Source organism: Martinezella sp. CNPSo 3732 (assembly GCF_057784515.1).
The window spans coordinates 104872-127830 of record NZ_JBXSOO010000004.1; the positions used below are offsets into that span (position 1 = coordinate 104872).

Here is a 22959-nt window from a genome sequence, read left to right on the forward strand (position 1 = left end):
TCTGCCTCAGGCGTAGCTTGCCATGCGCGGGTCTGCGTCGACAAGCGCGTTGCGGAGCTTGTCCATGGCGCGGCTTTCGATCTGCCGCACGCGCTCCTTGGAAATGCCGAGATCGGCGCCGAGCTCTTCCAGCGTTGCGCCATCTTCGACTAGGCGGCGCGCCCGGATGATCTTCATTTCCCGCTCGTTGAGATGCTTCAGAGCCGATGCTAGCCAGATGCGACGGCGTTCGCCATCGATCATGTCGGAGACCTGCTCGTCGGGAAGCGGTTCGTCGCTGATGAGAAAATCGATGCGTTCGGCGCTTTCGGAATCACCGGCTATTGAAGGCGCCTGCAGCGAGGTGTCGCTACTGGAAAGGCGCGCATCCATCGTCTGCACGTCGGCGAGGCTGACGCCAAGCGTGACGGCGATTTCCTCATGGATGGACTGGACAGTGACGCTGGAATTGCTGCGGGCAAGCTTGGCGCGCAAACGGCGCAGATTGAAGAACAGCGCCTTCTGCGCGGAACTCGTGCCACCGCGTACGATCGACCAATTGCGCAGGATATAGTCCTGGATAGAAGCGCGTATCCACCAGCTTGCATAGGTGGAGAAGCGAACCTCCCGTTCCGGTTCGAAGCGGGCGGCCGCTTCCAGCAGGCCGACATAACCCTCCTGCACCAGATCGCTCATCGGCAATCCGAAATTACGAAATTTCCCCGCCATGGAAATGACGAGGCGCATATGGGCGGTTGCGATCTGATTGCGGGCACCACGATCCTCGTGGTCCTTCCAGCGAATGGCGAGATCGTGTTCCTCGTCGCGATCGAGATAGGGAGCAGCCATCGCAACTTTGATCATGCGCCGATCTGCAGACATATTCGTCATATGCATCTCCTAGGTTCGGCCTCAAATCGTCTCTATGCCGCGGTCGACGAAAAGGGCAGCAAGCATCGTTTCCGGACATCGCTGTTCGGATGGAAATCAATGAATGAAATTGCGAATTGGAAATCGATATCCGGCTGGCCGGATGATCGATGACTAGTCTAGTTCGATCTCATCGAACGGGTCTGACGATTGAAGCATCTTCAGATCGCCGGGGAGCTTCGAGTGAAAACGCATAGGCCGGTCCTCGTGAATGTCTATAATACGGCCTGTATGGAACCCCTCTCCACAGGAGCGCACCCACACCGACCGCCAACACGAGGCTTAAACGCGGCAGAACGGAAAAGGTTCCAAAGAAAAAAACCCGGCACGAAGGCCGGGTTTTTTGAAGCAATGTTGGTGTCTTGGCCTTTATGCGGCTTCGTCTTGCGAGTCGTCGTCGTCGACGACCTTGCCGCGCTTCGGGCCCTTGTTCAAATTGGTCTCGACAAGGCGAACGGCTTCGGTTTCCGACATCTTGTTGACGGCGGCGATTTCGCGCGCCATGCGATCAAGAGCAGCTTCGTAAAGCTGGCGTTCGGAATAGGACTGTTCCGGCTGGTTCTCGGCGCGATAGAGATCGCGAACGACCTCTGCGATCGAGATCAGATCGCCGGAATTGATCTTGGCATCATATTCCTGCGCGCGGCGCGACCACATGGTGCGCTTTACGCGGGCCTTGCCCTGCACGACCTTCAATGCACGCTCGACGAAATCCGTCTCGGAAAGCTTGCGCATGCCGATGCTCATGGCCTTGGCCACCGGCACCTTCAGGCGCATCTTGTCTTTCTCGAAGTCGATTACGAACAGCTCAAGCTTCATGCCTGCGACTTCTTGCTCTTCGATCGCAGTGATCGTGCCGACACCATGGGCCGGATAAACGATCGCTTCACCAGTCTTGAAGCCGTGGCGTGCTGCTGAAGGTTTTTTCTGCTGGGTCGTCATTCTTTTCAAAAACTCCCTGTTACGCGCCCCGTTAGGGCCGGGGTGCCGGGTCAGTCAGGCCCGGATGAGACGGGCGTACCGTCGGGTCACTTCATCCTGGTCCAGCCAGACTTATGCAAACAGAAACCCACCCATCGCGATCTAAGACCCGACAACACAAACGGTTGATATGTCAAGGAAACCGCGTACGGATTGGTGATTTGCTTTCGTGATGGTTTTGGGCATGCGAAATGCCACAGTGGATCAGTATAAGAAACCTATCACAAAAATCTGAGGAAATCAATAATTTGCTGCGCGCGCGCCAAAATGGCCACGTTGACCGACCAGCGGCCCAACGGCAATGATTCGTTTTCTGCGATATCGACTACACCTTTATCGACGGCCTGTCACGACCTTCGATCAGTCGCCCGAACCGGGGTTGGTCGAGAAATATTTCTCGAATTTACCCTGCTCGCCGTCCATTTCCTTGGCTTCCGGCATCGGGTCGCGCTTAACCGTGATGTTCGGCCAGATGGCGGCATATTCCGCATTGACCTTCAGCCACTTGTCGAGACCCGGCTCCGTATCGGGCTTGATCGCCTCGGCAGGACATTCCGGTTCGCAGACACCGCAATCGATGCATTCGTCGGGATGGATGACAAGGAAGTTCTCGCCTTCGTAGAAGCAGTCGACGGGGCAGACTTCCACGCAGTCGGTATATTTGCAGCGGATGCAATTGTCGGTCACGACATATGTCATGAAGCACTCCAGGAATGTCTCTAGTTCCCGCGGATGCGCAACCTGGAACGTCGCACTTTGTCCACGGAGCCGAACGAGCTAACGAATGCGTCACGCACAAACGCGCCGTCCGGCGGGTTACCGGCAGGTTGATCGTGAGGTATCCACTTTGTCAGCCAATTTCAAGGACAAACAATCTTGAAAACCGCCTGCGACAGACAGAGTTTTCTAATCGTCGTCGGAGGTGAGGCGGTCGATTGCACGCCGCTCCCGTTTCGTGGGTCTGCCGCTGCCCGGCGCTCGCGACGCCTGCTCAAACGGGGTGAGACGTTTTGTCTCATCCGGCGGCGGCGTCAGATCTTCGTAAAGCAGCCTGGCTTCCTCGAATGGCCCTCTGCGATCGCCGGGTGCGCGCACGATCAGGATGACATCGCGCCGCTCCAGCGACAGCTCGACGCGGTCGCCGGCCTTGACACCATGGCTCGGCTGTACGACCCGCTGGCCATTCACCCTGACACTGCCGTTTTGCACATAGAGCTGCGCCAGCGATCGGGATTTCACCATGCGGGCAAAGAACAGCCATTTGTCGATGCGCTGGCGCGAACCGGAAAATGGCTGTTTCTCGTCCGTCATGGCCTATTTCTTCATCTGCTCCTTCAGGGCAGCGAGCTTGGCGAAAGGAGAATCGGGATCGATCGGCTTTTCCTTGCGCGGCGGCTTGGCCTCGAAACGAAGCGGCTGCGATGCGCCGCGGTTGTTGCGATCATTCCGATCGCCACGATCCTGACGATCACCCCGTTCGCCACGGTTGCCCTGATGCTGCGGACGGCCGCCCTCGCGATTGCCGCGCGGACCCTTGTTGTCGCCGCCCCGATTGTCTCGGCCATCACGACGATCGCGTCCCTCACGATTGCTCTCGCCACCGCTGGCCTGCTGTTCGCCGCCGCCACGGCGATTGCCGTGCTGACCGCGACCCTCGCCCTGCTGGCCACGACGGTCACCATGACCGCGGCCACCCTGGCGCTGCTGGTTGTCGTTTCGGCCGCCCAGGCGCCATAGCAGAACCGGCTTCGGCTCCGCAGGTTCGGCGGCGACTTCCGCAACGGCAACGGCTTCGACAGCCACCGCCACTTCGGTCTCAGCCGGCGCCTCGGCGGGAGCGGCTGTTTCCTGCGAAACGGCTTCTGCTTCCTTAGCCGCCTCGTCAGTTGCAGCATCGCCATCGTCATGATCAGCCTTTTCGGCCGCGGCTTCCCCAGCGGCCGTGGCCGGTGCTGCAGCCGCGTCCTGCTGGGCGAGGAAGGCCGTGGCCTCCTCCGCCTTTACCGAATCGGCGCGGTAGCCGAGGCCCTTGAGGATCTCTTCCATATCCTCGAGCGTTGCGCCGAGAATGGAGAGCATCGCGGTGGTCGTGGTGAAGCGACGACCATCATAGGCGCCATCAGGGCGCGAAGCCTGGCCGGGCTTCCACTGCAGCAGCGGACGGATAAGGTCCGCCAGGCGCTCTAGAATGTCGATTCGCACCGCGCGCTTGCCGAGGAACCGGAAGCCCGCAAGCTTGTAGAATGTGCGCTCATAGCCCGGATCGGTGACGACTGAAGTGCGGCCGGCAGCGAGAACCGGGATCAGGTCGCCATAGCCCGGCTTGTCGAGACCATCATTCTTCAGCGCCCAGAGCAGCGTGATGAGCTCGGCCGGAGCCGGCTTCAGCAGGGCGGGCACGAAAATATGGTACGCACCGAAGCGAACGCCGTAGCGGCGCATCGAGGCACGCCCGTCCTGATCCAGCGACTTCACTTCCTCAGTGACATCACGGCGGAACAGAACGCCGAGATTTTCGACCAGCTGGAAAGCCAGCCCCTTGGCAAGGCCCTGCAGATCTTCGGCACGCTGGAGATCGTCCAGCGGCTTCAGAATCGTGCTGATATGGTGGTTCACGAAACGCTCGATGCGGGCGGCGACATGATCGCGCGCATTGCCGGTCAGCTGCTCGTCGGCGAGCAGGATGACGCGCGGGCGCATGACATGATCGCTGCCTGACAGGCGCGCGACAGGATCGCCGAGCCAGCGCACGAGGCCATCGGCACTGATCGCGAGATCGCCGTTGCCGGCCGCATGCAGACGTGCGGCACGCGCCTCGAACTCCAGCCCCAGTGCCTTCTGCGAGGCGGTCTGGACAGCCTTGGCATCAGGCCCTTCGGTCCCTGCGATAGGCGTGAACCGGAATCCGGTCAACTGTCCCACATGATGCCCCTCTACGAAGACATCTCCATTCACACTGATTTCAGCTTCCAGCATCGCATTCTCTCTCAGGCGCTTCATGAGCACAGATGTCCTGCGATCAACAAAGCGTTTCGTCAACCTCTCATGTAACGCGTCGGACAATCGATCTTCGATTTCCCGCGTCTTTTCTTGCCAGTGTGTCGGATCGGCAAGCCAGCCGGGCCGGTTCGACACATAGGTCCAAGTCCTTATCTGCGCGATTCGCGCCGAAAGCGTGTCGATCTCGCCATCCGTCCGATCGGCGCGGTGCACCTGTTCGGCAAGGAAATCCTCTTTCACCGTGCCATAGCGCACGAGATCGGAAAAGAGGGCGGCAATGAGATCGGCGTGCTGGGCAGGCGTGATGCGCCGATAGTCGGGAAGCGCACACGCCTCCCATAATTTCTCAACCCGAGCCGGGTTGCTGGCAAGATCGACTATCTCCAGATCGCGTGACAGATATTCCAACGCCTGCTGGTCTACCGCAGGCAGCGCCCGCGTCAAGCCCTGCACGCGAGGCGCGTCTTCCAAACTTGCACGCAACGCCGCGATTGAAGCGAAATCCAGATTCTTGCTGCGCCATTGCAGCACCTTGACCATGTCGAATTCGTGTCCCTCGATCCGGCGCACGAGTTCGTCGTCAAAAGGATCAACCTGCCCCGTTACGCCGAAGGTGCCGTCCTTGAGATGACGGCCGGCGCGACCGGCGATCTGGCCGAGCTCGGCCGGATTGAGATTGCGGAACTGATAGCCGTCGAATTTGCGGTCCTGAGCGAAGGCGACATGATCCACATCGAGGTTGAGACCCATGCCGATCGCATCCGTCGCAACCAGATATTCGACATCGCCGGCCTGATAGAGCGCCACCTGCGCATTGCGGGTACGCGGGCTGAGCGCCCCGAGAACGACCGCCGCGCCGCCGCGCTGGCGGCGGATAAGCTCCGCGATCGCATAAACTTCGTCGGCCGAAAAGGCGACGATTGCTGTACGTTGCGGCAGGCGCGTGATCTTCTTCTGTCCGGCGTAGAAAAGATGTGAAAGCCTCGGCCGCTCGAGAACGGTAATACCAGGCAGAAGCTGCTCGAGGATCGGCCGCATAGTGCCGGCGCCAAGCAGCAGTGTTTCATCGCGGCCGCGCAGGTGCAGGATACGGTCGGTGAAGATATGCCCGCGCTCCAGATCGCTGGCAAGCTGCACCTCGTCGATGGCGACGAAGGAAGCGCGCGTCTCGCGCGGCATGGCCTCCACGGTGCAGACCGAATAGCGCGCATTGGGCGGCGATATCTTTTCCTCGCCGGTCACGAGCGCGACATTGTGCGCCCCGACCTTTTCGACGACGCGCGTATAGACCTCGCGCGCAAGCAGCCGCAACGGCAGGCCGATCACGCCGCTGCCGTGTGCCACCATGCGCTCGATGGCATAATGGGTTTTGCCGGTATTGGTCGGTCCGAGCACCGCGGTCACGCCGCGTCCGCTCAGGATCATGGGCTGCGAAGTCTGAGTCATAGGTCCGTGCATAGGCGAGAAACAGCCGTCTTCCGATCAGCATGTTCCTCCTGGAGGAAACGAACAGATGACGACCATATGTGACAAAGGCAAGACCCGAATGAAAAAACAGATACGGCAACAATCGATTTCATATTTGATCGCTTCAACCATAAGCTACATTTCAGCTGCACCCCATGCGAGTCCCGGCAATTCCGGAACAGCTTGAGAACGAATCGGAGACGAATCGCTGACTCCATTGCGTTCTTTATTTGTTCACGACTACATATGGATTTCAACGAAAAGATTCCCACCAAATGCTGAATCTTGTTTAGGCTGCTTTTCCATAGGAAAAGGAGTCAAGGGGAGAATCCTCAGCGAACGAAAATTCGCGTCACATCATGGTTAATGATCTGTAAATAATGGAATTTCTCAGGAATCAGCCGGGACCGTTAACATCTGGGCCAAAGCCGGAACGAATCGGCGACGAATCGCAGATTCCAAGCAATTCCGTTTTTGTTCTCCACAATATCTAGCGCTTCCGCAGCCAGGACATACCGGACTCCGGATGGTTGAGAGCCGGATTCAGGTCGAATCTGCGATTGTGATTAACCATTTAGCGAGCGCAGCTATAATGAATCGGCAAATGCACGCAAAAGATGAATCCGTTAACACATCAATCAAAGCCGGAACGAATCGGTGAGGAATCGCGGATACGAGCAGGTATCGCATTTGTTCACGGCTACATGTTGTATTTTGCCGGAGCAGTGTCACGACATGGGGATCAGCTCGAACGGCGATACTATCCCGGCGTTCGCTGCGAATTAACGAATCCGCCCACCAACGCACCGCCTGAACGATATTTGCAGCAGCATTCTTGTTTTCGGCACGCCGGCAAAGGCTCGGACCATTACCAAGGTTCAAACGCAGAACGAATCGCCGACGAATCACGGACATTTGGCTTTTCTCGTTTCGTTCACCGCAACCCATTGTATTTAATTATATTTTAACCATAAAAACGATTTGCTGCCGCGCCCGCAACCGCCGTACGATGCGGTCCCATTAACGTTTCGCAGAGCATGCCAGCTGCTGCGCACCCGCATTTTTATTTCTTAGCCGGAACAATTATCGGACATGCAAGTTTCTATGAACAGAATTGAGGAATCCGGCTCATTCACTGGAACAGTTTTGAGCTGGAACCGCTGGAAGGATAACGCCGCATCGAACAGCGATATTGGCGTGATATTCAAGCGGGGGACATGGAGGATACATATAATGCTTGGTACGGTATTGCTTGTCATACTGATTCTGCTGCTGGTCGGCGCACTTCCCAGCTGGGGTTACAGCCGGTCATGGGGGTATGGCCCATCGGGCGGTCTCGGGCTTGTTCTCGTCATCGTCCTCATTCTGTTATTGATGGGGCGCATCTGATCCGCAGACATTGTTCAAACCTCGCAACATCAGGGAGCTAACACCATGAAGAAGATTATCGTCGCGATCGCCCTCGTCGGGGCATTGGCGTCGTGCACGGCAACGGAAAAAGGTACGGCGATCGGCGCCGGTACCGGCGCGCTGATCGGTGGCGTCGCCACCCATAGCTGGGGCGGCGCCGCAGTTGGCGCGGTCGCTGGCGGCGTAGTCGGCAATCTCATCGGACGTTCGGAAGAGCGTCGCGGCTACTGCATCTATCGCGACCGCTACGGTCACCGTTATGAGGCTCGCTGCCGCTAAGGCATTGCCTGACCGGCTGTCATCGGCGGCCGGTCAGGATGCACTCCTGGAACAAATTCAGGAAGCGGCAGTTCCCTCAATGAGATCTTTTTCTCGCGCCATCAGTCACGGCGAGGTGGCAGTGTTTTGAGAAAGGAACGGCATCATGGCCGCAATCGTCGCAAGCATTGCAGCATTCGTGCTCATCGGCACGACTTTCTACGCCCTCGCAAGCGCAGCAAGAGCACGCGGCAAGGAAAAGCAGCAGGGAGCCTTTGAAGCCGTCGTCCTGGAATTCAAGCCACGGCAGCGACAGCAGGCAAATTCAAGCCGGGGATGATTGCAGATTTAGGCCGGGAACTCCCATCCACCCCCTGAAACGGCCTGAAGCGGTTCAGCCTCCCGCGAAAGCTCTGAACCGCTCCAATCTCATTGCCTTACGCAGCTTCGCGCGGGAAACCTTCTCCTGGAATCACTTATACGAAGAGCTGGCCGCCATTGGCTGTGATCGTCGATCCCGTCATGAAACCGGCATCGTCGCTGGCCAGGAAGACGGCGATGCGGGCGATTTCCTCGGGCTCGCCAAGGCGTCCCACAGGAATTTGCGGGATGATGCGCTCGTTCAGCACCTTTTCCGGCACCGCCAGCACCATCTCCGTGCCGATATAGCCCGGGCAAATCGCGTTGACCGTGATGTTCTTGGCGGCCCCTTCCTGCGCCAGTGCCTTGGTGAAGCCGAGATCACCCGCCTTGGCGGCGGAGTAGTTCGCCTGCCCCATCTGCCCCTTCTGACCGTTGATCGACGAGATGTTGATGACGCGGCCGAAGCTGCGGTCGCGCATGCCCTGCCAGACCTGATGCGTCATGTTGAACAGGCCGGTAAGATTGGTGTTGATGACCTCATGCCACTGCTGCGGCGTCATCTTGTGGAACATGGCGTCGCGGGTGATGCCGGCATTGTTGACCAGGATGTCGACATGGCCGAGATCGTGCTCGATCTTGGCGATGCCCTTGCCGCAGGCCTCGTAGTCGGTGACATCCCATTTGTGAACGGAGATACCGGTCACGTCGTGGAAAGCCCGGGCCTTCTCATCATTGCCGGCATAGGTTGCCGCCACCTTATAGCCCGCATTGTGCAGCGCCATCGAAATGGCAGCTCCGATGCCGCGCGTACCCCCGGTTACCAATGCCACTCTGCTCATGTGCCACTCCCCTTTGTTGCTGCGGAAACTGGACGCGCGAATGTCGGATCGCCCGCTCCGCTTTCACCACTTCTTCTGGAAAAATCCTTTCGAGACGCCTTAGAGCATGATGCCGAAAAGTGTCAGACGGTTTTCGGGCGACATCATGCTCTGCTTCTTTGATTTTAGAGCGCTTCGAAGCACATGGCGACGCCCATGCCGCCGCCGATGCACAGCGTGGCAAGCCCCTTGCGGGCGCCGCGGCGCTTCATTTCGAACAGCAGCGTATTGAGGACGCGGGCGCCGGAGGCGCCGATCGGGTGACCGATGGCGATCGCGCCGCCGTTGACGTTGACGATCGACGTATCCCAACCGAGATCCTTGTTGACGGCGCAAGCCTGGGCGGCAAACGCCTCATTGGCCTCGACGAGATCGAGATCATGGACGGACCAGCCGGCCTTTTCCAGCGCCTTGCGGGAGGCCGGGATCGGTCCGGTCCCCATGATCTGCGGATCGACGCCGGCCGTCGCCCAGGAGACGATGCGAGCGAGCGGCTGGATGCCGCGGCGCGAGGCTTCCGCTTCGGTCATCAGCACGGCAGCGGCGGCACCATCGTTGAGTCCGGAAGCATTGCCGGCGGTGACGGTGCCTTCCTTGTCGAAGGCCGGACGCAGCTTCGTCATGCCCTCCAGCGTCGCGCCATGGCGGATATATTCGTCGGCATCGACCGTAACGTCACCCTTGCGCGTCTGGATCGTGAAAGGAACGATCTCGTCCTTGAAGCGGCCGGCCTTCTGCGCCGCTTCCGCCTTGTTCTGCGAGGAAACGGCGAACTGATCCTGCTCCTCGCGCGACAGCTGCCACTGGCGGGCGATATTTTCGGCGGTAATGCCCATGTGGTAGCCGTAGAATGCGTCTGTCAGGCCGTCCTTGATCATGGTGTCGATCATTTTCATGTCGCCCATCTTGGTACCGGAGCGAAGGTTTGCTGCATGCGGCGCCATCGACATGGATTCCTGACCGCCGGCGACGATGATCTTCGCGTCACCCGTTGCGATCTGCTGCAGGCCGAGTGCCACGGCACGCAGGCCGGAGCCGCATAGCTGGTTCACGCCCCATGCGGTCGCCTCCTGCGGAATGCCGGCCTTCATCGCGGCCTGGCGAGCCGGGTTCTGCCCTTCGCCGGCTTGAAGCACCTGGCCGAGGATCACTTCGTCGACTTCCTTGGCATCGACACCGGCGCGCTCCAGCGCACCCTTGATCGCGGCCGCGCCGAGTTCATGCGCCGGAACGGTCGCGAATGCGCCGTTGAACGAACCGACCGCAGTGCGGGCCGCGCTGGCGACGACGATGGATGAACTGCTCATGGAAGCCTCCTCACAGAATGAACACGTATATGAGGCGAAACTGTCAAAGCTTTGCTCCTGAGTCAAACAGCAAGAATTTTCATCGTGCAGATTTCACGAAGCTGTCACCGCCTTCAAAAAATCCAATCAAAGGAAAGGCCTTGCCGCATCGCACAAACCGATTGTCACCAAGCTTCTTTTGCGTCTACACTCCGGAGTGGAGGAATATTCCATACAATCAGACGGGGCCAGGAGACTGATAAATGGCAAAGAATGAGGGCCAGATCGTAATCAAGAAATACGCCAATCGCCGCCTATACAATACCGGCACCAGCACCTATGTGACGCTGGACGATCTGGCGGAGATGGTGAAGAAGGGCGAGGAATTCACTGTCCAGGATGCCAAAAGCGGTGAGGACATTACGCATTCGGTCTTAACACAGATCATTTTCGAACAGGAATCGAAGACCGGCAATACGCTGCTGCCGATTTCCTTCCTCCGGCAGCTGATCGGCTATTATGGCGACCAGATGCAGATGGTCGTGCCGAGCTTTCTCGAGCACTCCATGCGCGCCTTCACGGAGCAGCAGACCCAGATGCGCGAACAGATCAATCGCGCTTTCGGCGAAACGCCGCTTGGAAAGAATCTTCAGCTGCCCATGCAGATGGTCGAGGAGCAGGTCCGCCGCAATACCGAAATGTTCCAGCAGGCCATGCAGATGTTCTCGCCCTTCATGAAGCCGCCGGCGAAGGAAAGCCGCAAGGCCGAAGCCAAGGACATCGACGAATTGAAGGAGCAGCTCCGCGCCATGCAGAGCAAGCTGGATAGCCTTTAATACATGGCAATGCGCTAATGAATCCGTGGAGAGTTCCCCCTCCGTCACTGACGTGACATCTCCCCCACAAGAGGGAGATCGGTAATTCGCGGCGCCTCCCTGCCTCAGCTCAACAGCCGATCTGTTGAAACCGGCACGTAAGTTCACATTGGGATGAGCAGCATACTCCCAACAATCTCTCCCTTGTGGGGGAGATGTCCCGAAAGGGACAGAGGGGGGAGCAGTCTTTCGGGATACCATTAAGCCGCTTTCACGCATCCCAGCAAACCCCCATCAAAACAGAAAAAGGCCGGCGAACCGCCAGCCTTTTCATTCATTTCATCAAGGCAGCGCTGGATTATGCGCTTTCCTTCGGCGTCAGGACCTGGCGGCCGCGATACATGCCGGTCTTCAGGTCGATGTGGTGCGGGCGACGCAGTTCGCCGGAGTTCTTGTCTTCGACATAGGTCGAAGCCTTCAGGGCGTCAGCAGAGCGGCGCATACCGCGCTTGGACGGGCTCGTTTTTCTCTTCGGTACAGCCATTCTCGTTACTCCATGTACGGACGAAACATATCCACGGCCAGCAAGGCGGCCGAAACAGACATGCATCAATTTCGGAAATTGGGCGGGCTTATACATGGCTTGACGGGCTTTGACCAGTCCCCAATAGCATTTTTTACCCGTCGCACCAGATTCGCGGATAGTCGAGGCCGAGTCAGTCCTCATCCTCCGGCACGGTCCATGTTTCCTGCAATGCTGCTTTCTCCCATTTTTGCCAGGCAGGCAGCGCCTTCATGGCCGCCATATAGTCCCGCGTATCCGCCGCAACCGCGATGTCATACCGCTCCAGACGGCTGACGACGGGGGCAAACATGGCGTCCGCGCCGGAAAAATTCCCGAACAGGAAAGGGCCGCCAGAAAAGGCTCTCGCTTCGCGCCAGATGGTCTCGATACGCGCCACGTCCGCCGTCACTCCATCGGGCAGATTGCGGCGGGCGACCGGACGGCGCATGTTCATCGGGCAGGCGTTGCGCAGGGCACTGAAACCCGACACCATCTCCATGCTGTAGGATCGCGCGAGCGCACGCGCCTGACGATCCCTCGGCAGAAGCCCGGCATCCGGGAAAAGCTCGGCCGCATATTCGATGATGGCGAAGGATTCCCATACCTTGAAGCCGCCGTGAACCAGCATCGGCACCTTGCCCGTCGGCGACACCTCCCGAATGCGCGGATTTCCACCTGGAAAATCGAAAGGTATCAGCACCTCTTCGAAAGGAATGCCGCACCCTTCAAGAGCAATCCACGGCCGAAACGACCAGGACGAATAGTTCTTGTTGCCGATATAGAGTGTGAGCTTGTCCACGATCGCATGTTCCTTTTCAGTGCCGGACTCTGAAGGGAAAGAATTCTTTGAAGTAATTCATATCGCCCTTTCATCACGGTTAAGAATGCCAGAGGACGACAAGGCGATCGAACGACAAGTTCTGATATCAGTCATAAAGGCATTTGATGTATGCGTCGGCATTGCGCGCGCGGCGCTGGATCAGCGCGGCGAGCTGGCTGAGACCTCTTCCCGGCTTGCTTGCCACCCGGTCGATCGGGTTCGGCAGCGAAACGGCAAGAAGCGCCGCCTGACGTGCCGTGAGCTTGGAGGCCGGCACCTTGAAATGGTAGCGCGCCGCCGCCTCGATGCCGTAAATGCCTGGCCCCCATTCGGCGATATTGAGATAAATCTCCATCATCCGGCGTTTCGACCAGACGGCCGAGGCGGAAACCGCAAGCGGTAATTCCAGCGTTTTGCGTACGAAAGAGCGGCCGTTCCATAAAAACAGGTTCTTGACGGTCTGCATCGGGATAGTGCTGCCCCCGCGGGTGGATTTGCCGCGCAGCGTTTCCTGGACCAACGCGCGCATTTCGCCCCAATCGACGCCGCCGTGATAACAGAATTGTCCGTCTTCCGAGACCATGACGGATTTCACCAGCACCGGCGCGATTTTATCCAGCGGGACCCAGCGGCGGCCATATCCCTGAAAGGTAACGGCGTCGCCTATCATCAGGGTGGAAACGGGGTGGACGAATGGCAGCAGATAAAGGACGATGAAGAGATAGGGCAGAAGCAGGACGCCGATCACCACAAGGACGACGCGCTGCCAGATTGGCCTTGCCTTGAAGCGCGCCAACGGGGAGGAGCGTTGCGGCACCTCGGCTTCCTCCTCCTCATTATCAGTCGATATGTCCAAGTGCCTGACGTCCACGATCGCTCCATCCCGGTACAACCCCTTCATGCATCCGGGAAACGCTCTGATGCTCCATCCCGTCATACCGTCTACACAAAGCGATGACCAGAGTGCGGCGCAATTCCCCACCCCGCGTCGACAATTGTCATTGCCAGCAACGGGCTCTCATGCCAAACAGCGCCCATGGACAGCACCCATTCCTCATTCGAGAACCGCCTCAAGGACAATGCCTGCAAGACCGAGGCACTGCTGACCCGGCTTCTCGCCGACGACAACCTGAATGACGAGATCGTCCGCCCCGACAGGCTGCTGAGTGCCATGCGCCACGGCGTCCTGAACGGCGGCAAGCGGCTGCGTCCCTTCCTCGTCATGGAATCGGCCGCCCTTCTCGGCGGCAATGCCGAGGCGGCGCTCAGGGTCGGCGCCGCACTCGAATGCGTGCACTGCTATTCCCTCGTCCATGACGATCTTCCCGCCATGGACGACGACGATCTGCGTCGCGGCCAGCCGACCGTACACATCGCCTTCGATTACGCCACGGCGATTCTGGCCGGCGACAGCCTGCTGACCTATGCCTTCGACATCATCGCTGCCCCTGAGACGGAGTTGCCGGCGGATCGGAAAATGGCGCTCGTGCTGGCGCTGTCGCGCGCCGCCGGCATCGGCGGCATGGCCGGCGGCCAGGCGCTTGATCTCGCTGCGGAGAAAGAAACGCCCGACGAAAACGGCATAACGACGCTGCAGGCGATGAAGACGGGCGCGCTGATCCGCTTTGCCTGCGAGGCCGGCGCCATCATCGCTGGCGCCTCGGCCGAAGACCGCAAACGCCTCAGGACTTTCGGCGAAAAGATCGGCCTTGCCTTCCAGCTCGCAGACGATCTTCTCGACCTCACTGCCGATGCCGCCACCATGGGCAAGGCAACCGGCAAGGATGCCGGCCGCGGCAAGGGTACGCTGGTCGCCCTGCACGGCCAGGAATGGGCAGAAACGACGCTCGCAAAGCTTGTAACCGAAGCAGCCGGCCTGCTGTCCGCCTATGGCCGCAACGCGGATATTCTGATGGAAACCGCCCGCTTCGTCGCAAACCGCAAAAGCTGATCCCGAAGCGCCGTCATGATATTGCCCGAGATGAGCCACCCACTCGGCAGCAGCGACCATCCCGTGGCCCGTTCAGCCATGGCCATCCATTCGGCCAGGAAATGTCACCATCACAAGAATCCATGATTGCGCCGGATGATTTCCGCCGTGATCTATGACACATTCCCGTTCCGTATTGGCCTGTAGACGCAGAATTCTCCGCGCCGGCTGGACACCCCCGGGAAATCTTCCATGCACGAGACCCTTGCCTACCTGCCGCAGATCCTGCCGGCATATATCGCCTACATTATCGCCGTCGTTAGCCCCGGCCCCGCCATCATGGCCATCATCGGCACCTCGATGACCCATGGCCGCAAGGCTGGCATGACGATTTCGCTTGGCATTTTCGGGGGATCGATGACCTGGGCGATTGCCGCAGCGGCAGGCCTTGCGACGCTGCTGCAAACCTATGCGATGGCGCTGGAAATTCTGAAGATCTTCGGCGGCATCTATCTGCTGTATCTCGCCTACAAGGCATTCCGTGCCGTGCGTGCCAATGGCGAGCTGCAGACAGCCACGATGGAGCAGAAGACGCCTGGTTTCAAATCGCTGGTCCTGCGCGGCTACGGCATCCACGTCACCAACCCGAAGGCGATCTTCGCCTGGCTGGCCATCATCGCGCTCGGCATGCCGCAGGGCGCGCCCGCTTCCGTGGCGGTGCTAATCATCGCCATCTGCGGCACGACCGGTCTTCTGGCGTTCATGGGCTATGCGATCCTGTTTTCGACATCGCATGCGCTGAAAATCTATCGCAATGCCCGCCGCTGGATCGAGGGCGCCATGGCCGGCTTCTATTGCTTTGCCGGCATCAAGCTGCTGACGAGCAATATCTGATCCGGCCCAAGCAATTTCAGGAAAAGCGCAAAGCGGTTTTCCACCCGGAATTGCATCAACGCAAATGGAGAGAGAGGCTAGGGCAATCGCCTATGGATAGGGGAGCCCCTCAATCGTCCTCTCACAGTCCGCTTCGCTTGACTGTTCGAGTCCACCTTCTCCCCGTTTTAACGGGGCGAAGGGGCTTGGTGATGTCGCTCCCTCGCCCCGTCAAAACGGGGAGAGGGCTGGGGTGAGGGGCACTTATTCACATGCGATAGCCGATCACTCCGCCGCAACGTTCTTCTGGCCAAACCGCTTTTCGATATAGTCAGTCACCAGTGCCTCGAAGTCCGAGGCGATGTTCGGGCCGCGCAGTGTCATGGCCTTCTGGCCGTCGATGAAGACGGGAGCCGCCGGCGTCTCGCCGGTGCCGGGCAGCGAAATGCCGATATCGGCATGCTTGCTTTCGCCCGGACCATTGACGATGCAGCCCATGACGGCGACGTTCAGAGCTTCCACGCCCGGATATTTCTCACGCCAGACCGGCATGTTCTTGCGGATGTCGTTCTGGATGTTCTGCGCCAGTTCCTGGAAGACGGTCGAGGTCGTGCGGCCGCAGCCGGGACATGCCGCGACGACCGGGATGAACTGACGAAAGCCCATGACCTGCAGCAGCTCCTGCGCCACCTGCACTTCGCGGGTACGGTCGCCATTCGGCTCCGGCGTCAGCGAAACGCGGATCGTGTCACCGATGCCGTGCTGCAGCACATAGCCCATGGCAGCCGACGAAGCGACGATGCCCTTGGAGCCCATACCGGCTTCGGTGAGGCCCAGATGCAGCGCATGGTCGGAACGCTCCGACAGCATGGAGTAGACGGCGATGAGGTCTTGCACCTGGCTGACTTTGGCCGAGAGGATGATTCGGTTGCGCGGCAGGCCGATTTCCTCGGCAAGATCGGCCGAGATCAGCGCCGACTGTACAATGGTCTCGCGCGTCACCTGCCGGGCCGAGAGCGGCGAGCCTTCGGCGGCATTCTTGTCCATCAGTGCGGTCAGCAGATCCTGATCGAGCGAGCCCCAATTGACGCCGATGCGCACCGGCTTGTCATAACGGATCGCCATCTCGATGATCTCGGCGAACTGCTTGTCCTTCTTGTCCTTGAAGCCGACATTGCCGGGATTGATGCGGTACTTCGCCAGCGCCTCGGCGCAGGCCGGATGATCGGCGAGCAGCTTGTGGCCGATATAATGGAAATCGCCGATCAGCGGCACGTCCATGCCGAGACGCAGCAGCCGCTCGCGGATCTTCGGCACGGCAGCAGCGCTTTCATCGCGATCGACGGTGATGCGCACGAGTTCCGAGCCGGCTTTATAAAGTGCGGCGACCTGGGCGACGGTCGAATCGACATCGGCCGTGTCGGTATTGGTCATGGACTGCACGACGACGGGCGCGCCGCCGCCGACGATCACGCCGCCGACATCGACGGCAACGGAGGAACGGCGCGGTTTCGGATCGAAATCGGTGGCGGACGACATGGAAAGCTCTCGCAGGCCTCGAAAATGGGTGCCTTTCAGGTGGATCACGAAGCGGTCGTTGTCAACCGCTCCGGCGATCTCTTTTGATCGGACGGAGCTTAGCCGTTACCGAGCAAAAGCGACGAAATTAATGCTTGGCATCCCCGATGCCGTCAGCGTAGCGCGCCAGTGAGGAGAAGGCCAGCACGACGAGCAGCAGCACCGGCAGTGCCATCAGGACCGGCGAGAAGCCGACATGCTCGGCGGCAAAGCCGATCGCGGACGGCGCGACCAGCATGCCGGAATAGCCGAGCGTCGTGACGACCGAAATACCGATGCCGGGCTGCAGCCCCGGAATATTACCAGCGGCGGAAAAAGCGATCGGTACCATGTTGGAAATGCCGATGCCGCAGAGTGCAAAGCCGAGAATGGCGATCGCGGCGTTTGGCGCAAGTGCTGCCGTCAGCATGCCGATGATGGCAAAGACCGTACAGACGCGCAATGTCTTGATCGCGCCGAGCCAATCGCGGACGAAATCGCCGGCAAAGCGCATGGTCGCCATGGTGGCCGAGAAAGCGGCGAAGCCGAAGCCCGACAGCGCCACCGACGCCCCTTTTTCCTGACTGAGATAGAGCGCGCTCCAGTCGAGCACCGCACCTTCCGGCACCATGCAGAACAACGCGACAATGCCGAGGAGCCAGGGCAGCGGAATCATCGGCAGCCTCGCCTTCGGCTTGGCCTCATCATGATGCGGCTGATCGCTGAGGACCATCGGCCAGGCAACGACCAGAAAAACAACGGCGATCGCGGTCGAGGCTTCGGCGTGGCCAAGAATGCCCCAGCGCGAGATCAGCAGGCCGCCAATCGCCGAGCCTAGCAGACCGCCGAGGCTCCAGAAGGCATGGCAGGAAGACATGATCGCCCGGCGCATGGATTTTTCGACCGAGACGGCATTGGCGTTCATCGCCACATCCATGGCGCCGATGAAACCGCCAAAGAGGAAGAGCGCGACGGCCGCCGTCCAGACATTCGGCGTCAGCGTCAGCGCCAGAATCATCGGCAGCAGCAGCACCGCAAAGGCACGCACGACGACACGCGAGCCGCGCACCGCGATCTGAGCGCCGGCAAGCGGCATCATGACGAGCGAGCCGACGCCGAAGACGAGGATCATCAGGCCGAGCTCGAATTTCGTCAGCTGAAGCCGCTCGGCGAATTCGGGGATTTTCGGCGCCCAGCACCCAACCATGAAGCCGTTCAACAGGAACATCAACGAAACGGCCGCACGCGGTTTGGTGAAAAATCCACTCCTGCGCACCTCGAGACCCTCGAATCCAGCCCTGTCGTTCATCAAAATTCCCCCCAGATCGGCATCGCAGTCTATTTAAATCGATTGAAGTCGCAACGACCGAAACAGACCGCCGCAGTCACATTTCGTCTCCGTCTGTTAAAGCGGAGGCAAAGACACCACAACCCCGAATAAATCATTCATATGTGCACGCCATCGGCGAAATGTCCTATTGACGCGAAAAAAGTAGGCTCCTATCGGTTGAGGCCTGAAAGATTCTTCGGCCGGCCCAAGCCGGGTCATCCTCTGGTGCATCCTCGTGAAAAACTCCATCGGCTATGGCATCCTGCTTACGGTGTTTGCCTACATGCTGTTCACTGCGCATGATTCGGCGGTGAAGCTGCTCGTCGCCTCCATCCCGGTCTGGCAGGTCCTGTTCATCCGAAGCTGCACCATCCTTGCCGGCTGCTTCGTCTTCGAAGGCCCGGCGCTCGTTCACAAGGTGGCGCGCTCGCCGATCATCAAGCCGATGATCGTGCGCAGCGTCATCATCCTGATCGCCTGGATTTCCTATTATTCGGCGGCGTCCTATCTGCAGCTCGCCGAGGTGACGACGCTCTATTACGCAGCGCCGATCGTCGGCACTATCCTCGCGACCATCGTACTGCGCGAGAAGGTCACCGTCGCCCGCTGGATGGCGGTTGGCGTCGGCTTTTGCGGCGTCGTGATCGCCTCCAATCCTGTGGGGCTGTCGATTTCCTGGCCGGTCTATCTAGCGCTGCAGGCGGCCGTTCTCTGGGCATGCGGCATGGTGCTCCTGCGCAAGACGGCGCTGCACGAGAAGAGCCATATCCAGATGGCCGTCTCCAACATCCTGTTCATCATCCTGACCGCGGGCATGGCGATCATCCATTGGCACACGCCGACGCCGTTCCAGATCGTCCTGCTCGCCTTGACCGGCATCATCGCCGGCGCCGGCCAGCTCGCCCTTTTCGAAGGCATGCGCCAGGCTCCCGTCTCGGTGCTGGCACCATTCGAATACACCTCGCTCGTCTGGGCCTTCCTGCTCGGCTACCTGATCTGGGGCGACATTCCCGGCGCCAACACCTTCATCGGCGCCATCCTGATCCTGAGCGCGGGATTCATCATCATTATCAGCGAACGGATGAAGCGGCGGACCGCGGTGGTTTGAGACGGATCAATGCGCTTCTCTCGGGCGCAAACCAAGATTGCTTGGCGAGCGATGTTTCCGATGCGCACCGAGGCGCTGAATTTCACTCCGCCACGGCGGCAGTTCCCTCGACGAGCTGCGGCCGCCGCATCAAAAGAACCTGCATCGGCCGCTCGAAGAACTTGAGAAGCACCACCGAGATCCCGATCGTGCAAAGCGTGACCAGCGCCAATATTCCCGTCACAACGGGCAGGGAGAGGTGCTTGCCCAGCAATTTGACCGGAAGCTGAAACGTATAGGGGTGAATGAGGTAGAGCGAGTAGGATGCGTCTCCCAGCAGAACCAGAATGGCCCATAGTTTCCCGGACGGCATCCGCATGAGCAGGAAGCCAGCGACGAACAGGACCGCAAACAGGCTTGAGGCAAAGAGACTGGGACCGGCAAGTGTCACGATGAAGAAGTAAGCCCCGCATGCCAGGAGAACGAGCACGAAGGCGGCAGCATTCGATCCGCTCCTGATGGCGCTGTAAGCCGAATATGCCTTGTGAAGCATCATGCCGAGAACGAATTCGATCAATATCGGATTTGTATAGAAACGCCATTCGACAGATCCCGCGGGCCAAATCTCATGCAGCGCGATCAGGAAGAGGATGGCTGCGGAGGCGAACCAGGTTGCCCTGGCGCCAAAGATCAGGCAGGCGCCGTAGATCAGGTAGAAAAACACCTCGTAACAAAGCGTCCAGCCCAGGAAAAGGATCGGTTGTACGGCGCCTCCGCTTTTCTGATAAGGGATGAAAAGCAGAGATTTGATGACCGTGTCCACCGTCACCACAGTCGAATTGAGCAGGTTGGGCTTCACGAGCGCGATCAAGACGATCACCAGCGTCAGCAACCAATAGAGCGGAACTATTCTCGCAACGCGCTTGCGTGCGAAATAGACAAGCCCCCGTCCCGGATCGGAGGAGTAGCTGATGATGAAGCCGCTCAGAACGAAGAAAATGTCGACGCCGGCAGCACCCATGTCGAAATAATTGCGATCGACATGGTACTCGAGCACGAGCGTGCGTCCGAAATGAAAGAGAACGACGGAGAAGGCGGCGACAAACCGGAGAAACTGGAGAGAGTCCAATTGTTTCGAGTTTGACCGCCGAATGGAAAGCACCTGCTCGTTAACCATGACGGCCCCGATCCGCTTTGATTGCTTGTTCCAACAAATCCGCCATTGCCGCCTGGGTGCTGCGGCTCGGATGCCAGTTGCATCCAAAATCCTTCGGTTTGACGCGTAAATTCAGATATCGAAGGCGGCTTTCGCCTTTCGCGACGCTCGTCTGGACGACGGCCTTGATTGCTTTCTCGGCCGTATCGAAGTCCTTCTGAGGCATCATCGGACCGAGCGCGGCGTAAAGATACGCTTTTGGAAACTGATATCTGAGCCTGGAGAGAAGCTTGGCGTATTCCCCGCCGAAATCGTCGGGATTCTTGCCGTCCGAAAAGTCGTTCGTCCCCAAATTGATGACGACGGCGGAAACGCGCTCGTCAGGAAGACTAGGTGCGCCGCCTCTCAACAGCGTCCCATTGTCGATGACGTCGAGCATGGTTTTCGTGCCCTTGCGAGCGCGCGAAAGGCCGATTCCCGAAACCGCGAGCGTCGTAAGCTCCATTCCGAGGCTACGCGCTGCGACAGCGGCATATGTCAGATATTGATTTTCAGTTCCGGGTGTGAATTTACATCCGGGACCGACACCCTCAATGCCGTAGCCTGCAGTGATGGAGTCTCCTATTGCGACCATCTCTTCGGCAGATGCTTCCGCTGGAAGAAACGACCCGTCGGTTTCGGCGGAAACGAATGCGGTATCGCCGACCCATCCTTCGGTGCGACGCGTCGCGCGAACGCTATGGACGCCTCGCGGCAAGCCATCGGCAAGCTGGTATCGGTGCTGCCCCGCCTGCAGGTCAAGGCGCTGAGGAACGCCGTCCAATTCGATCTCCAGGCTGTTTTGTCCGGTATCAACGAGGATAACCGAGAGCGAGGTGCCTTCGAAACGAAGCGAAAAACCGCTGCCGGGCCAGCCAAATGCCGCATCGCTGGCCGCAACGCGGCCGATCCATTTCGATGGCCGCTCGATCGTTTCCGCCGCAAAGGTCGGCGGAGTGGTGCACAAACTCAGAATCAGAAAAAGAGACGCGACCGCGATATCAAGCCCGGTAATCGGCCGAAGCCGCCAGCGCGCATCGATAGGCAATTCGTTACCTCTCCGGCTGTGTCAGATAGATTCTTGTGTTTTTGCTTTGTGATAGAAACGCCATTTGATCGCTGCCGGCGTCTCGCAGCGAGCCGCCAGGACGCATGTTCGACGCACATGCCTTGCGCGAAGGATGCCGCACCGGGACAATAATCAGATGACGACATAGGGCGGTGTTGAGAATTGTCACCACGCCGCTCATGTCACGCGGCCGGCGATTCTTGACGATAAGCGGGAGCGGCGGCGCTCTTAGCAGCGTAATCCCGATCTTTTGAGAAAAATATTCGCAATTGCCCATTTATCCCGCAGTTTTCTACGCTTTCGCGATGCAATTTTTCTGCGATGTATGCGACATTGAATGAAACCGCTCCAGAAACGGAAGAGAACGATGAACTGGTTGAAGACTGTTGCCGCCGCCGCCCTCGTGCAGGCTGCGTTCCTGCTCCCCGCCCATGCCGGCGAAAACCTCAAGGCGATCCAGTCGGCCGGCGTATTCAAGGTCGGCACGGAAGGCACCTATGCGCCTTTCACCTTTCATGACGAGAGCGGCAAGCTGACCGGCTTTGACGTCGAAATCGCGGAAGCCATCGCCGGCAAGCTCGGCGTCAAGGCGCAGTTCCTGGAAGGCAAGTGGGATGGCCTGATCGCCGGCCTCGACGCCAACCGCTACGATGCGGTCATCAACGAAGTCGGCGTCACCGAAGCGCGCAAGAAGAAGTATGACTTCTCCGAGCCCTACATCGCCTCCAAGGCCGTGCTGATCGTCAAGGACAGCAACAGTGCCATCAAGGATTTCGCCGATCTCAAGGGCAAGAAGGCGGCGCAGTCGCTGACCAGCAACTTCGGCAAGCTCGCAACCGAATCCGGCGCCGAACTCGTCGGCACCGACGGTTTCGACCAGTCGATCCAGCTCGTTCTGACCGGCCGCGCCGACGCCACCATCAACGACAGCCTTTCCTTCCTCGATTTCAAGAAGCATAAGCCCGACGCGCCGGTGAAGATCGTCGCCCAGCAGGCCAATGCCGATTTCTCCGCCGTCATCATCCGTAAGGGCGAGCCGGAACTGCTTGCAGCGATCAATAAGGCGCTGGCCGATATCAAGGCCGACGGCACCTATGACAAGATCTCCAAGAAATATTTCGGCCAGGACGTTTCGAAGTAAGAAGGCATAGGCAGAGACATAAAAC

Annotated in this window: 22 protein-coding genes; 8 read left to right on the forward strand and 14 right to left on the reverse strand. The window is 59.2% G+C overall.

The genetic code is table 11. From position 1 onward, the window contains the following. Positions 1 to 6 precede the first annotated feature (6 nt). The 5 genes from AC13RM_RS11230 to AC13RM_RS11250 all read right to left on the reverse strand — a co-directional run bounded on the left by AC13RM_RS11230 (position 7) and on the right by AC13RM_RS11250 (position 6336). Positions 7 to 870: an RNA polymerase factor sigma-32 gene (locus tag AC13RM_RS11230; protein ID WP_092719018.1), complete on the reverse strand. Its 864-nt coding sequence runs from the start codon at positions 868 to 870 to the stop codon at positions 7 to 9. A gap of 408 nt (positions 871 to 1278) precedes the next feature. Then, the gene (locus AC13RM_RS11235; protein ID WP_069611538.1) at positions 1279 to 1851 is read right to left on the reverse strand and encodes a CarD family transcriptional regulator; all 573 of its coding nucleotides are present in this window, start codon (positions 1849 to 1851) and stop codon (positions 1279 to 1281) included. Positions 1852 to 2250: 399 nt separating this feature from the next. Further along, complete coding sequence (gene fdxA / locus AC13RM_RS11240) at positions 2251 to 2589, reverse strand: ferredoxin FdxA (RefSeq protein ID WP_113231334.1); 339 nt, start codon at positions 2587 to 2589, stop codon at positions 2251 to 2253. Positions 2590 to 2796: 207 nt separating this feature from the next. Next, the gene (locus AC13RM_RS11245) at positions 2797 to 3201 is read right to left on the reverse strand and encodes an RNA-binding S4 domain-containing protein (protein ID WP_113231333.1); all 405 of its coding nucleotides are present in this window, start codon (positions 3199 to 3201) and stop codon (positions 2797 to 2799) included. A 3-nt stretch (positions 3202 to 3204) separates the two neighbouring features. Further along, positions 3205 to 6336 (reverse strand): helicase-related protein, encoded by a 3132-nt coding sequence (locus tag AC13RM_RS11250; protein ID WP_488554953.1) that lies wholly within the window; start codon positions 6334 to 6336, stop codon positions 3205 to 3207. A gap of 1254 nt (positions 6337 to 7590) precedes the next feature. Between AC13RM_RS11250 and AC13RM_RS11255 the strand changes: the two genes are divergently transcribed. The 3 genes from AC13RM_RS11255 to AC13RM_RS11265 all read left to right on the forward strand — a co-directional run bounded on the left by AC13RM_RS11255 (position 7591) and on the right by AC13RM_RS11265 (position 8365). After that, a complete protein-coding gene (locus tag AC13RM_RS11255; RefSeq protein WP_015341639.1) occupies positions 7591 to 7746 on the forward strand; it encodes a DUF3309 family protein in 156 nt (51 codons plus the stop codon). Positions 7747 to 7791: 45 nt separating this feature from the next. Beyond that, a complete protein-coding gene (locus AC13RM_RS11260) occupies positions 7792 to 8046 on the forward strand; it encodes a YMGG-like glycine zipper-containing protein (protein WP_112410958.1) in 255 nt (84 codons plus the stop codon). 145 nt (positions 8047 to 8191) lie between these two features. Then, positions 8192 to 8365, forward strand: a complete 174-nt coding sequence (locus AC13RM_RS11265) for a hypothetical protein (RefSeq protein WP_488554954.1) — start codon at positions 8192 to 8194, stop codon at positions 8363 to 8365. A 136-nt stretch (positions 8366 to 8501) separates the two neighbouring features. Here AC13RM_RS11265 and phbB read toward each other — a convergent pair whose 3' ends face one another. Beyond that, positions 8502 to 9227: an acetoacetyl-CoA reductase gene (gene phbB, locus AC13RM_RS11270; RefSeq protein ID WP_488554955.1), complete on the reverse strand. Its 726-nt coding sequence runs from the start codon at positions 9225 to 9227 to the stop codon at positions 8502 to 8504. 164 nt (positions 9228 to 9391) lie between these two features. Then, a complete protein-coding gene (locus AC13RM_RS11275; RefSeq protein WP_488554956.1) occupies positions 9392 to 10573 on the reverse strand; it encodes an acetyl-CoA C-acetyltransferase in 1182 nt (393 codons plus the stop codon). 242 nt (positions 10574 to 10815) lie between these two features. Here AC13RM_RS11275 and phaR point away from each other — a divergent pair, with 242 nt between their 5' ends. Next, entirely contained in the window at positions 10816 to 11388 is a 573-nt protein-coding gene (gene phaR, locus AC13RM_RS11280; protein WP_112341594.1) for a polyhydroxyalkanoate synthesis repressor PhaR, read from the forward strand. A gap of 337 nt (positions 11389 to 11725) precedes the next feature. On the opposite strand, the gene rpmF is transcribed toward phaR, so the two are convergent. The 3 genes from rpmF to mtgA form a co-directional block, all read right to left on the reverse strand. Further along, positions 11726 to 11911: a 50S ribosomal protein L32 gene (rpmF, locus tag AC13RM_RS11285; RefSeq protein ID WP_006724402.1), complete on the reverse strand. Its 186-nt coding sequence runs from the start codon at positions 11909 to 11911 to the stop codon at positions 11726 to 11728. 172 nt (positions 11912 to 12083) lie between these two features. Continuing rightward, positions 12084 to 12731, reverse strand: coding sequence for a glutathione S-transferase family protein (locus AC13RM_RS11290; RefSeq protein WP_488554957.1), 648 nt, complete (start codon positions 12729 to 12731; stop codon positions 12084 to 12086). Between the two features lie 127 nt (positions 12732 to 12858). After that, positions 12859 to 13653 carry a monofunctional biosynthetic peptidoglycan transglycosylase gene (gene mtgA, locus AC13RM_RS11295; RefSeq protein ID WP_488554958.1) on the reverse strand — a complete coding sequence of 265 codons (795 nt, stop codon included), beginning with the start codon at positions 13651 to 13653 and terminating at the stop codon, positions 12859 to 12861. Between the two features lie 135 nt (positions 13654 to 13788). On the opposite strand from mtgA, the gene AC13RM_RS11300 reads away from it, so the two are divergent. After that, positions 13789 to 14703 (forward strand): polyprenyl synthetase family protein, encoded by a 915-nt coding sequence (locus AC13RM_RS11300; protein ID WP_488554959.1) that lies wholly within the window; start codon positions 13789 to 13791, stop codon positions 14701 to 14703. A gap of 231 nt (positions 14704 to 14934) precedes the next feature. Further along, entirely contained in the window at positions 14935 to 15576 is a 642-nt protein-coding gene (locus AC13RM_RS11305; protein ID WP_488554960.1) for a LysE family translocator, read from the forward strand. Between the two features lie 264 nt (positions 15577 to 15840). Here the strand turns inward: AC13RM_RS11305 and ispG are convergent, their stop codons facing one another. Both ispG and AC13RM_RS11315 read right to left on the reverse strand, forming a co-directional pair. Beyond that, complete coding sequence (ispG, locus tag AC13RM_RS11310) at positions 15841 to 17094, reverse strand: flavodoxin-dependent (E)-4-hydroxy-3-methylbut-2-enyl-diphosphate synthase (RefSeq protein ID WP_075853470.1); 1254 nt, start codon at positions 17092 to 17094, stop codon at positions 15841 to 15843. 127 nt (positions 17095 to 17221) lie between these two features. Then, entirely contained in the window at positions 17222 to 18421 is a 1200-nt protein-coding gene (locus AC13RM_RS11315) for an MFS transporter (RefSeq protein ID WP_488554961.1), read from the reverse strand. 256 nt (positions 18422 to 18677) lie between these two features. Here AC13RM_RS11315 and AC13RM_RS11320 point away from each other — a divergent pair, with 256 nt between their 5' ends. Next, positions 18678 to 19550, forward strand: coding sequence for a DMT family transporter (locus AC13RM_RS11320; RefSeq protein ID WP_488554962.1), 873 nt, complete (start codon positions 18678 to 18680; stop codon positions 19548 to 19550). Positions 19551 to 19632: 82 nt separating this feature from the next. On the opposite strand, the gene AC13RM_RS11325 is transcribed toward AC13RM_RS11320, so the two are convergent. Together AC13RM_RS11325 and AC13RM_RS11330 are read right to left on the reverse strand one after the other, a co-directional pair. After that, positions 19633 to 20706: an acyltransferase family protein gene (locus AC13RM_RS11325; protein ID WP_488554963.1), complete on the reverse strand. Its 1074-nt coding sequence runs from the start codon at positions 20704 to 20706 to the stop codon at positions 19633 to 19635. Then, a complete protein-coding gene (locus AC13RM_RS11330) occupies positions 20699 to 21772 on the reverse strand; it encodes an SGNH/GDSL hydrolase family protein (protein ID WP_488554964.1) in 1074 nt (357 codons plus the stop codon). The genes AC13RM_RS11325 and AC13RM_RS11330 overlap by 8 nt, the downstream gene beginning before the upstream one ends. A 388-nt stretch (positions 21773 to 22160) precedes the next feature. On the opposite strand from AC13RM_RS11330, the gene AC13RM_RS11335 reads away from it, so the two are divergent. Then, positions 22161 to 22934: an amino acid ABC transporter substrate-binding protein gene (locus AC13RM_RS11335; RefSeq protein ID WP_285176312.1), complete on the forward strand. Its 774-nt coding sequence runs from the start codon at positions 22161 to 22163 to the stop codon at positions 22932 to 22934. The last annotated feature ends 25 nt before the right edge of the window (positions 22935 to 22959 follow it).